The sequence below is a fragment of the Alkalibacillus sp. S2W genome (genome assembly GCF_046764385.1).
Classification (GTDB): domain Bacteria; phylum Bacillota; class Bacilli; order Bacillales; family Alkalibacillaceae; genus Alkalibacillus; species Alkalibacillus almallahensis.
Genome location: NZ_CP177234.1, coordinates 431192 through 443238, shown reverse-complemented (window position 1 = coordinate 443238; position 12047 = coordinate 431192). Strand labels below are relative to the sequence as shown.

Here is a 12047-nt window from a genome sequence, read left to right as displayed (position 1 = left end):
AGCACTGCAGCTGGCATTTTTCATTTCTTTAATTTCTGCTTATCATAACCTTCGTTCAAATCGCAACCAGCTATATAATCGGTATAGCGGATAAAGCAACACCATGACATAGGCAATCGTTGGGACTTCAATAACAAAGATAAATAACACATATAAGACTAAGAAGATTGCCGTCATGATATTCGCATAACGGCCGTTAAACGGTGTTGCATCAAAAAACATTGAGGCTGATTCTTTCTTCTTCTCTACTCGCTTCTGGAAGCAGTCTTCATGGAACGGCCTAACGAGCATTTTAATGTTAGCCGTTCTTAAATTTTCTCGTTCAGTAATTGGTTTATTACACCAATAACAGGTGATTGGTTTATTCCCCATCGCTCTTCCTCTCATTCTATAGGCAAATCAATTGAATTTTCTCGTAATATCTAAAACAATTATAATCATAACTTATTTTGAAAAGGGTGTCATGTATCATGTTAAAACTAAGTGTACTCGATCAATCACCACTATTACATAATCACACGCCACAAGAAGCTTTACAGCAAACCTTAACATTAGCCCAACATGCTGATGAGTTAGGTTATACACGTTTTTGGATGAGCGAACATCATAGCACGACGAGCTTAGCTGGCTCAGCACCTGAGATGCTCGTTCCTACGGTTGCCGCTCACACAAAGCAAATTCGTGTCGGAACAGGTGGCGTTTTGCTTCCACATTATAGTCCTTTTAAAGTGGCCGAACAATTTCGCGTTTTAGAAGCGATGTATCCAACTCGAATTGACTTAGGGATTGGACGAGCACCAGGCGGACAACCTGGCGTTAATTATGCGCTCAATCGTGGTCAATATCCCGATACCAAAAATTATCCGACTGACGCTCGATATTTAATCGATTATTTATTAGGTCAAGATCCACAGGGTTATCAGGTGAAAGCAACACCGATGAGTCCAACGACACCGCCTGTATGGATGCTTGGCTCAAGTGGATCCAGTGCCCAAGTTGCAGGCGAACTTGGCACGTCTTATAATTTCGCCCAATTTATTAACCCTGAAGATGGCCGCGAAGCTGTCGAGCGTTATTATGACCATTTCATTCCGTCACCACTTCAGGAAGAACCATACGCAAGTATTGCCGTGTTCGTCGTCGTTGGTGATACAGATGAAGAAGCTGAATACTATGCTTCGAGTTTGGATACTGCCTTACTAATGGCTGATCAAGGTCAACGACGCGATCATTTTCCAAACCCTGAAGAAGCCAGTCAAATGACGTTTAATCATTTCGAACAAAAACGAATTGTCGAAAATCGTGGCAGGATGATTCTGGGAAATGTCGAAAGTGTTAAACAACAGCTTATCGACTTAGCAAGCCATTATCAAGTTAGTGAAGTCATGATTAATTCAATTGTCGCGCCATTCGAACAGCGACTAGCAGCTTATGAAAAGATCGCACACGCTTTTCACTTATCTTAAATTGGAGGGATTTATGTGACAGCTTTTGACCATCTTGTCATACACTCTTTCAATCCGAAGCAACATAAAGAACTATTCTCGCAAGTTCATCAATTACAAGGAACAGCTGGCGGAAAGCACGATGCTTGGGGGACTCATAATCATTTAGCCTTTATGCAAAATGATTGTTATATTGAATGGCTTGGAGTTGATGATGAAACGATTGCGAGATCATCCGAAAATCCACTGATTCAATCAACCATTCAAGCGTACGACCAAAAGCATGAGGGCCCGTTTCAATTCGCTTTACGAGTCAATCATTTAGATGACATCATGAATCGTTTAACACAAGAGCAAGTGTCATTTGCGGGACCTTTTCCTGGACAACGAACCAAACCAGACGGATCAGAATTAGCTTGGCGCATGTTATTTCCAATGGATGAATCACTTAATAGACCGCTCCCCTTCTTAATAGAATGGGACGGTGGTATCAATCGACCAGGCGATTCTAGCTTGATTAACCAGGATTCGTTCTCAAACATTCAAATCGGTGTCAATGATCCTGAACGTTTTTTAGATACTCTAGCAATCATTGAACCTAGTTGTCGGCAAGACGATCATATTATTCTAGATAATGGTCAAATTTCAGTCGATACTGGTAATCATTTGGTAGCCCAGTTTGAACATATTACATTTAAATAAAGGATAACTTATGAAACAGATTATACTATTAATAGGGGGATGCTTTCTGTTGAGTGCTTGCTCTGATACGCTACCAGCTGACATGCATCCAGAAATAGCCCCATCCACTCATGAAAAAGAATCATTACAATTACAAGACCATTCTATAACCATTAATCACTATGACCGCACCCCTTCTGAATGGGGTGAATTTGTTAGTGGCGTTAAAACTCAACTCGATACCAATCAAAAACAAATGGCCTTAACATTTGATGCTTGTGGTGGTGCGCATGGCAGTGGCTATGATCAGGCACTCATGGATTACCTAATCGAACAAGAGATTCCAGCGACGTTGTTTATGAACAAACGCTGGATTGAAGAGAATCCTGAGACCTTCAAACAACTAGCCAATAACCCATTATTTCAAATCGAAAATCACGGCACTCATCATAAACCTCTCTCTGTAACAGGAGAAGAAGCTTATGGAATTAACGGTACGGAAGATGCACAAGCAGCATATGACGAAGTGATGGTCAACCAAGATCATATATCCTCCATAACTGGAGAAGAACCGTCATATTTTCGTTCCGGAACAGCTCATTACGACGATGTCGCCGTTGATCTTGTAGAAGCCTTAGGGTTGGAAGTCGTTAACTACGACATTCTCGGTGACGCTGGTGGAACTTACTCTAGCGATGAAGTTGAGGAATCCCTTTTACAAGCCGAAGCAGGCTCAATCGCATTATTACACATGAACCAGCCATCAAGCGGAACTAGTGGTGGTGTTCAAGCCGCCATTCCCCAATTACAAAATGATGGATTTGAATTCGTTAAATTGGATGAAGCAAACCTTAAATAATTGCTTCTTACGCATTTCAAGAACTATATATGCTAAAAATGCATTTAGATTTTGATGTAAGATAAAACAGCTCAGTTCAATTTTACTGAGCTGTTTCTTATATCTAATTTTATTATTTTGTATCGTTACACTGTAAACAAAGGATTTTATGATTCTTCGCCCAGCTCTTTAAATTTGTTATACCATTTAACTCCCCTGCTTCAACTATAATCGCTATCTTATCAGTTGATTCAATTTCTTTATTGCAATGACTACACTTAATCTTTGATGAAAACATACAAACTCTCCTTAATATACTTATTTAACATAAAAAACAAAATCCGAACTAGGTGGACGCCCAAATTCTATATGTCAGTATTTTATTTAAAATAACTTTTCAATTAGCTTACTTGCTACACCACTTAGAAAAACAGTTACACCAATAACTATTGCAAGTATTTTTGCCTTCTTACTAAGTGTCATATGAATCATTCCAACTTTCATCATTTAGCATCATAAAAATTATCGCTACTTAACATATACTAATTTTTGCAAAGGCTTTTCTTTGCTAAATTAATGCAAATTCTAGTTGCTGCACATATGATCGAACAATTTATAAAGGTGTCTGTCTAGTTATGGTGCAAATCCATAAAACATCAGTATAAATATAAAGGGTAAGACAACCCCCATTGCTGCTAATACTGCAAGCCAAAGTATGGACATCGTGATTTTTGCCCAAATTGATTCAAAAAATTTATTAGTGAATTTAAATAACTTATATCCCAATAAAATAAACAGAGGAATGAAATATAAATACAAAAATACATACACCCAGTCAAACTTTTTATCGAAACCACCGTCAATGGGATCGTGGGACAACTGATAGGTTGATGATATATAGTTTAATCCAATTATGAATACAATCGATAATAAAGAAAAATATATGAGAAATGTGAACTTGATGCTATTCCTTTCGTTTCTCAGCAAAACATACATCAGTCCCAAAAAGATAATCAAAAAAATGATTTTAAACATTTGATCCTCCTCTCCGTCGTAATAACTTTTTTTTACACCAATATGATTCTATTGTGTTATAACTGTTTAAAGATCAAGCCGTTCAAATAAAACCATTTATGACAGTTTTTAGAATTATCTTAACATAAATAAGCATCCTTAACGTATTATACCTTTGCTTTTTTCCCACTGTATGTAAACCAATTAATAATATGGGTCATTTTTTTTGATTTTTCTGTATCTATTTGTTAAAGTGAGTATATAATAAAACATAGTAAATTTATCTGAATTATAATACTTTGAAGGAGCGATTGTTTTATGAGTGAAGAGCAAGAGTATCAAATGCCACGTATTGGCGATGATGCCCCTTATTTTGAAGTGCAAACCACACAAGGTCCGATTAAATCAACTGATTACAAAGGAAAATGGCTTGTACTATTCTCACACCCAGCGGATTTTACACCTGTTTGCACGACTGAGTTTGTCGCATTCCAAGAAATCTTACCTGAACTTAAGGAATTGAACACAGAGCTACTTGGTCTAAGTATCGACAGTAATCAATCTCACCTTGCGTGGGTTCGAAATATTGAAGAAAATTTCAATGTTAAAATCGAGTTTCCTGTAATTGCTGACTTAAGTAAAGATGTGGCTAAAAAATACGGCATGATCCATCCGAATGACAGTGGTACTGAAGCAAACCGTGCGGTATTCGTCATTGACGATCAACAGAAGATTAAATCCATCATTTATTACCCGTTAACAACTGGTCGTAATATGGCTGAGATTGTCCGTTTAGTTAAAGCCCTACAAACAACAGCTAAGCACCAAGTTTCAACACCAGCAAATTGGACTCCAGGCGATCAAGTTCTTGTTCCACCACCTGCTACTCAACAAGATGCAGATGCTCGTGTGAACGATGACAGTGTTGAAGTGATTGACTGGTATTTAGCGAAAAAAGATTTAAATGAATAATGTTTGATTTAATCGCGCAACTTGGATGTTGCGCGATTTTTTCGTTGAATTTATTTCTAGTTTCGAAATTTTCTTCACTCGAACTAATGAGTATGCTATACTATCGTTGTATTATTTAGAAAATTATGAAACTAAACGGGAGGTTCGTTGCATGCCACAAACAAGTTATCCGATTGTCTGGGATTTAGAGACATTTTTTAAAGGGGGCAGTGATTCTAAAGAGCTGCGCCAACATTTAGATGAGGTTAAAGACCGTCTAAGAACATATTCAGCGAAACTAAATCAATTTGAAACCCCAACGTCGAGTTCTGAAGCTGATGACATTGCTTCACTTATAGAAGAAGGTTCAAATGTTAGCCAACACATTCGTCAAGCTGGTGCTTTTATTACGTGCTTAGAAGCTCAAGATATGACGGATCATAAAGCAAGTACCCTTCGCAGTGAAGTGATGGAACTAAATGCTACTTATGGTGCAGCTTTTAACCGTTTCAAGCAAAAGCTAGCCCAAACTGAAGCGTCCGTTTGGCAAGAATTACTTAAACACGAGCAATTAGCTGACCTTTCATTTGTCTTAAATGAATGGCGTGAAGCGGCACAAGAACAGCTATCAGAAGATGAAGAGTCCTTAATTACAGCTCTGTCTGTTGATGGTTATCATGCCTGGGGTCAGATGTATAACACTATTGTTGGTGAAATGACTGTTAACGTGACAGTCGACGGTAAAGAAAAGGAATTATCAGTCGGGCAAGCCAATAACTTACTTTCACATGAAGACCCAAATGTCCGTAAACAAGTCTATGAAAAGCTTGAAGCTGCTTGGAAAGAGAAAGAATCACTATTTGCGAACACATTAAACCATTTAGCTGGTTTCCGCTTAAACGTTTATGACAAACGTGGTTGGGACAATGTGTTAAAAGAACCCCTCGATATTAACCGTATGCAACAAGAGACGCTTGATGCGATGTGGGGTGCCATCACGAAACACAAACAACCTTTTGTTGATTTCTTATACCGTAAAGCAAGCTTACTAGGTAAAGAGAAACTAGATTGGTACGACTTAGGTGCACCAACTCAAGAAAACACTCAAACTCTATCTTATGATGAAGGTGCTCAGTTTATTTTGAAACACTTTAAACAATTCAGCCCGAAACTAGCTGATTTTGCAGAGCATGCTTTTGAAAATGGATGGATTGAAGCTGAGGACCGTTCAGGAAAACGCCCTGGTGGTTTCTGTACTGGATTCCCATTAAGCGAAGAATCACGGATTTTCATGACTTACAGTGGTTCTATGTCTAACGTCGCTACGTTAGCACATGAACTTGGCCATGCTTTCCATACGCATGCTTTAAAGCCCGTTCATCCATTAAACCGTCGCTATGCCATGAACGTTGCTGAGACAGCGTCGACATTCGCTGAAATGATCGTAGCGGATGCATCTGTTAAAGAAGCTGAATCCGATCAAGATAAAATTGCGTTATTAGAGGATAAATTACAACGTAGTGTAACGTTTTTCATGAATATCCATTCTCGCTTTTTATTTGAGACGCGTTTTTATGCTGAACGTAAAAATGGATTCGTCCCAGCTGAGCGATTGAATGAATTGACGGATCAAGCACAGCGTGAAGCTTATCAAGACGCTGTACAGTCTACGAGTCCAAGCTATTGGTCTAACAAACTACATTTCCATATTACGGGCGTGCCTTTTTACAACTTCCCGTATACATTCGGTTATCTATTCTCACTTAGTATCTATGCGAGAGCACTTGAAGAAGGCGTGAGCTATGAAGACAAGTACATGGCATTATTGCAGGATACGGCTCGTATGAGTGTTGAAGATTTAGCCATGAAACACTTAGGTGAGGATATTACGAAAGAAGCGTTCTGGGAAAAAGGCATTGAGCTTTGTAAACGAGACGTTGAGGAATACCTCGATCTAACATCTAAATAGTAGAATTAATCATAAAAGGCCAGACAATTGCAACAATGCTTTGTCTGGCCTTTTCAATTTAGTTTATGAGGAATGAACCTTCTTTTCGTAATAATAGAACGGCTGCGGAAACTGCCCATGGTATTGTCTGTCTACTAGGGTGTAGTTTCCTTTTTCGAATAATTTCAACGCCGCTTCATTTTCTCCATTGGTATCTGTACGAATGTAAGGAATATCATGCTGAGCGGCTAGTTGTTCAGCATACTCGTAGAAGGCTAATCCCACTCCCTTTTGTCTCGCTTGTGGTGATACGGCGACACGTTTTAAACAGAGAAATGCATCAGCTTCTGACCAAGCAATTTCATGATACTCTTCATGTCCTTTGTTACTAATACATGCCACACCAATAATTTGCTGATCTTGTTCAAACACGTACAATTCTTGATTATGTAAGTCTTTTTCATAGTGTTCACGTAGCGGATACGTCTCTCCCCATTGTGTTAAGCCAGCCTGAGCCATCCCTTGTTTAGCCTCTCCGACAATCTCTTCTATCTGATCTAAGTCTCGCTCTGTTCCCTCTCTTATCATTAAGATCACCTTTAACTTTTTCCATTAGTTTATCATATCACCACGCTAAAGTGAATGGTCGCGCTTGACATTCAAACAGTCATTTTAATATAATACAATCAAATATTGGTTTGAATGAAAGAAGGCGACTTATTGTGAAATTAACGAATTGCACGTCCGAAATTACAGATGAACAGTTAACCCATATTCATAAACAAGTTAGTCAAACAGAAACGCCATCCGTTACCCAATTATTCAAAGTCCTTGCTGACCCTACACGCGTTAAAATCGCCCAAGCGTTAACAATTGAAGACGAACTCTGTGTTTGTGATGTGGCAGCTGTCACTGAAACATCTGTTGCGACAGCATCCCATCATTTAAGAACATTAAAACAACACGGGCTCACCAAAACCCGTAAACACGGAAAAAATAGTTATTATTCTTTGGATGATCATCATGTCGTCCAACTTATCCAAGTAGCTGTTGAACATCAACACGAACAGGAGGCCCTGTCATGACGCAAGAAACCTATTACGTACAAGGGATGTCTTGTTCCTCATGTGCAAAAACGTTTGAAGACAATGTTAAAGAGATTAAGTCCGTTGATGACGCTGAAGTCAATTTCGGCGCCTCCAAGATTACGGTTTATGGCGAAGCGTCGATTGATGACCTCGAGAAAGCCGGTTCATTCGAAAAATTAGCAGTCTCAAAAGAATATAGCAAAAAATCATTTGATCTCATGCAAACCTTGAAATCAAACTGGCATTTAGTCACGTCGTTCATTTTGCTTCTAGTCGGATTAGTCACATTAAGTCAATTAGGTGAAGAACACATCGTTACAACAACGATCTTCCTGGGTTCAATAGCAATCGGCGGATATTCGTTACTCCAGACTGGTGTACGTAATCTAATCAAGTGGCGATTCGATATGAAAACGCTAATGACCATTGCCGTCATTGGCGCTGTGATTATTGGCGAATGGGTTGAAGGAGCTGTTGTCGTCATATTATTTGCGATCAGCGAATGGCTCGAGGAATTCTCAATCGACCGCGCACGTTCGTCGATCCAATCACTCATGGACTTAGCACCTGATACAGCCACCGTCAAACGAAACGGGCAAAATGAAGTCGTCAATGTCAAAAACATCGAAATTGGCGAGACTGTCATCATTAAACCCGGTGAGAAAATTCCTGTCGATGGCGTTGTCTCAATAGGTGAAAGTTCGATTAATCAAGCAGCTATTACTGGTGAGTCTGTCCCTGTCTATAAAGCTGTGGATGAAAATGTATTCGCTGGTACCCTCAATGAAGAAGGCTATTTAGAAATCACCGCGCAAAAGCGTGCGGATCAATCAACGCTAGCCAAAATTATTCATCTCGTTGAAGAAGCTCAAAATGAAAAAGCCCCTGCACAACAGTTAATCGACCGATTCGCGGCTTATTACACACCACTTATTATGGTTATTGCCCTTGGCGTTGCGACGATTCCACCGCTCGCATTTGGTTTAAGTTTTGAAACATGGCTTTATCAAGGCCTGGCCGTTCTAGTCGTTGGTTGTCCATGTGCCCTTGTGATTTCGACGCCTGTTGCAATCGTTACGGCAATTGGAAGTGCTGCTCGAAATGGCGTGCTTATTAAAGGCGGATCATTCTTAGAAACTCTCGGGCGAATTAAAGCGATTGCGTTTGATAAGACAGGAACCATTACCCAAGGAAAACCTGTTGTTCAACAATATGAACTTTTTGATGATCAGTTGTCACCGGAACAATTCTTCCAATTAGCCAGTGCTTTAGAAATGAAATCTCAACATCCATTAGCACAGTCGATTATTGATTATACAGATAACCAATTCGAAATAAACGAAACGCTCACCGTTGAATCCTTTCAATCTTTAACAGGAAAAGGTGTCCAAGGAACGATCAATAACACTCACTATACGATTGGAAGCCCTGAAATATTCGAGCTAACTGAAAATCAACAAGCTAAAATCCAAGCAGCGCAGGAACAAGGTTACACCGTGATTCTTTTAGGCGATCAAGAACGTACACTTGGCTTTATTAATATCGCTGATCCATTACGTTCTATTGCTAAAGACATGATTGAGCAACTACAAGAAGCCCAATTAACTGAAACGATTTTATTAACAGGCGATCATGATCGAACAGCTCAATCAATCAGTCATCAAGTTGGTATACACCAATATATTGCCAAGTTATTGCCAAAAGATAAACGAACACAAATTCAACAATTACAACAGAGACATGGGACTGTTGCGATGGTAGGTGATGGTGTCAATGATGCGCCAGCCCTTGCGACTGCTGATGTCGGCATTGCGATGGGAAGTGCTGGAACCGACACAGCATTAGAAACAGCCGATGTCGCATTAATGGGAGACGATTTAACATCCCTACCTTACACCGTGAAGTTAAGTCGGAAAACTTTAAGGATCATCAAACAAAACATCATCTTCGCTTTAAGTACCAAAGCGCTCGCCTTACTACTCGTGATCCCAGGATGGCTCACATTGTGGATTGCGATCTTAGCCGACATGGGAGCAACATTGCTCGTTACACTCAACGCCTTACGTCTCATGAACCAGAACAAATAATAAATGCCGGAGGGGTTCCGACCCTCCGGCATTTATTATGATATGAATCTGTTAAGGTTTAGTGTTGATTTTCAAATAACAAAGCACTGAGTTGTTGAATTGTGAGGAGCGAAGGTGGCGACTCCTGGTCGACTAAGTTCGGTCACGTCCTGTCACCAACGTCGACATTAGGCCGTCCGGGCCGTCACGGGAATAGCACGAGTCTCGAGACCCCGCAGGAAGTGCTTTTCTTCCGAGGAGGCTCGAGCCGTGCCCTCGGAAAGCGTCCACCGAAAGCGGAACACAATATCAACAACGGACTTTAATAGTGCCTATGTTATAAGTAATTGAATGATATCAATCAAGCGCTTCATTTCGTCATCTGTACCAATTGAAATTCGGACATAACCTTCTAAACCTGGTTTATTAAAATAACGAATATAAACCCCTCGAGCTTTTAATTGCTGATATAAGGTTTCGGCTTCAATTCCCCTTGGCTTAACAAATAGAAAGTTGGCTTTAGAATTAGATACCCAAAATCCTAGCTCCTTTAAGTCATGCTTAACCCATTCACGCGACTTGACGATGGCTTGCAGAGTCTCAGCATAATACGGTTCATCAGCTAATGCCACTTCAGCCCCTGCTAAAGAAACACGATTCATCGTATACGAGTTAAATGAATTCTTAATCCGTTCTAATCCTTCAATTAACGCTACATCACCAATCGCGTAACCGACTCTTAAACCTGCTAAGGCGTGCGACTTCGATAGCGTCTTCGTGACTAATAAATTAGGGTGTTTCGTTGTTAGACTTACAGCGCATGCTGCCCCAAATTCTACATAAGCCTCATCTACAATCACTACTTGGTTGGGATTATTAGCGACAATAGACTCCACTGCCTCCTGTGATAATTCTAAACCAGTCGGTGCATTCGGATTAGGAAAAACAACGCCACCAACAGATCGTTTTAGCCCGTCAACATTAATCGATAAATCGTCTTGTAATGGTATTTGTTGATAAGGAATATCATAAAGATTCGCATAAACAGGATAAAAACTATACGTAATATCAGGCATTTTAATGGCTTCATTCGGGTCGAAAAACGCTTGAAACGCAAACGCTAGCACTTCGTCTGAACCGTTTCCAACAAAGACTTTATTCACATCTACACCTTCTCGCTCAGCAATCACCGTTTTTAAGCGGTCCGCTGTCGGGCTTGGGTATTTCTTCAAATCCGCATTAATGGATTGTTCCATTGCCTCAAGCGCAAGAGGTGATGGTGGAAATGGATTCTCGTTTGTATTTAACTTAATAACATTGGCATCACTAGGTTGCTCCCCTGGTACATATGGCTCCGCTTCGCGAGCTGTCCGACTCCAGAATTTACTCATTGGAATCCCCTTTCATCCGCTCAGTTAATACAGCTTTAACATCATCTGTACTCAAACCACGTTCTGCCATTAACACAAGCATATGATACGTTAGATCTGCTACTTCCATTGCTAGATTCTCGTTATCTTGATTTTTGGCCCCGATAATCACTTCGCCTGCTTCTTCACTTACTTTCTTCAGGATTTTATCAACGCCTTCGTCAAATAGATAATTCGTGTATGAGTTGTCTTGAGGATTGTCACGTCTGTCTTGAATAGATTCAAAGACACGTTCAACTATTTGTGGATCAACAGCTAATTGCTCACCTAAGTCCACTTCGTGGTAAAAGCAACTTTTCTCACCTGTATGGCAGGCTGGGCCAGTTTGTTCAACTTTTACAAGTAGAGCATCTTGATCACAATCGTAGTATAACTGTTTGACATGCTGTTCATTTCCAGATGTCGCTCCTTTTTGCCACAATTCTTCGCGGCTACGGCTATAAAACCATGTTCGCTTAGTTTCGATTGTTTTGTTTAACGACGTTTCGTTCATATATGCTAGCATTAATACCTCACCTGTTCGCACGTCTTTTACGATCGCTGGGACAAGGCCTTGTTCGTCGAATTGAATATTTAATGATTCCAC

Annotated in this window: 12 protein-coding genes; 7 read left to right on the top strand and 5 right to left on the bottom strand. The window is 40.0% G+C overall.

Annotated features, from left to right (window positions below):
* Positions 1–42: 42 nt before the first annotated feature.
* Entirely contained in the window at positions 43–372 is a 330-nt protein-coding gene (locus tag ACKXGF_RS02430; RefSeq protein WP_411954718.1) for a hypothetical protein, read from the bottom strand.
* 98 nt (positions 373–470) lie between these two features.
* Here ACKXGF_RS02430 and ACKXGF_RS02425 point away from each other — a divergent pair, with 98 nt between their 5' ends.
* From ACKXGF_RS02425 to ACKXGF_RS02415, 3 genes are read left to right on the top strand one after another with little or no spacing between them, the layout of a single operon-like run.
* Positions 471–1466, top strand: a complete 996-nt coding sequence (locus tag ACKXGF_RS02425; RefSeq protein WP_411954717.1) for an LLM class flavin-dependent oxidoreductase — start codon at positions 471–473, stop codon at positions 1464–1466.
* 15 nt (positions 1467–1481) lie between these two features.
* Positions 1482–2147 carry a VOC family protein gene (locus ACKXGF_RS02420; RefSeq protein ID WP_411954716.1) on the top strand — a complete coding sequence of 222 codons (666 nt, stop codon included), beginning with the start codon at positions 1482–1484 and terminating at the stop codon, positions 2145–2147.
* A 49-nt stretch (positions 2148–2196) separates the two neighbouring features.
* A complete protein-coding gene (locus ACKXGF_RS02415) occupies positions 2197–2985 on the top strand; it encodes a polysaccharide deacetylase family protein (RefSeq protein WP_243864183.1) in 789 nt (262 codons plus the stop codon).
* 612 nt (positions 2986–3597) lie between these two features.
* On the opposite strand, the gene ACKXGF_RS02410 is transcribed toward ACKXGF_RS02415, so the two are convergent.
* Positions 3598–3999 (bottom strand): hypothetical protein, encoded by a 402-nt coding sequence (locus ACKXGF_RS02410; RefSeq protein WP_411954715.1) that lies wholly within the window; start codon positions 3997–3999, stop codon positions 3598–3600.
* A 297-nt stretch (positions 4000–4296) separates the two neighbouring features.
* Here ACKXGF_RS02410 and ACKXGF_RS02405 point away from each other — a divergent pair, with 297 nt between their 5' ends.
* Both ACKXGF_RS02405 and ACKXGF_RS02400 read left to right on the top strand, forming a co-directional pair.
* Positions 4297–4950 carry a peroxiredoxin gene (locus ACKXGF_RS02405; RefSeq protein ID WP_167262072.1) on the top strand — a complete coding sequence of 218 codons (654 nt, stop codon included), beginning with the start codon at positions 4297–4299 and terminating at the stop codon, positions 4948–4950.
* Between the two features lie 151 nt (positions 4951–5101).
* Positions 5102–6898: a M3 family oligoendopeptidase gene (locus ACKXGF_RS02400; RefSeq protein ID WP_411954714.1), complete on the top strand. Its 1797-nt coding sequence runs from the start codon at positions 5102–5104 to the stop codon at positions 6896–6898.
* A 63-nt stretch (positions 6899–6961) separates the two neighbouring features.
* Here the strand turns inward: ACKXGF_RS02400 and ACKXGF_RS02395 are convergent, their stop codons facing one another.
* Positions 6962–7465, bottom strand: coding sequence for an N-acetyltransferase family protein (locus tag ACKXGF_RS02395; RefSeq protein WP_411954713.1), 504 nt, complete (start codon positions 7463–7465; stop codon positions 6962–6964).
* A 134-nt stretch (positions 7466–7599) separates the two neighbouring features.
* Between ACKXGF_RS02395 and ACKXGF_RS02390 the strand changes: the two genes are divergently transcribed.
* The gene (locus ACKXGF_RS02390) at positions 7600–7962 is read left to right on the top strand and encodes an ArsR/SmtB family transcription factor (RefSeq protein ID WP_411954712.1); all 363 of its coding nucleotides are present in this window, start codon (positions 7600–7602) and stop codon (positions 7960–7962) included.
* Positions 7959–10052 (top strand): heavy metal translocating P-type ATPase, encoded by a 2094-nt coding sequence (locus ACKXGF_RS02385; protein ID WP_411954711.1) that lies wholly within the window; start codon positions 7959–7961, stop codon positions 10050–10052. Before ACKXGF_RS02390 ends, ACKXGF_RS02385 begins: the two co-directional genes overlap by 4 nt.
* A gap of 311 nt (positions 10053–10363) precedes the next feature.
* Here the strand turns inward: ACKXGF_RS02385 and hisC are convergent, their stop codons facing one another.
* Together hisC and hisIE are read right to left on the bottom strand one after the other, a co-directional pair.
* Entirely contained in the window at positions 10364–11422 is a 1059-nt protein-coding gene (hisC, locus tag ACKXGF_RS02380; protein WP_411954710.1) for a histidinol-phosphate transaminase, read from the bottom strand.
* Positions 11415–12047, bottom strand: coding sequence for a bifunctional phosphoribosyl-AMP cyclohydrolase/phosphoribosyl-ATP diphosphatase HisIE (gene hisIE, locus ACKXGF_RS02375; RefSeq protein WP_411954709.1), 633 nt, complete (start codon positions 12045–12047; stop codon positions 11415–11417). The genes hisC and hisIE overlap by 8 nt, the downstream gene beginning before the upstream one ends.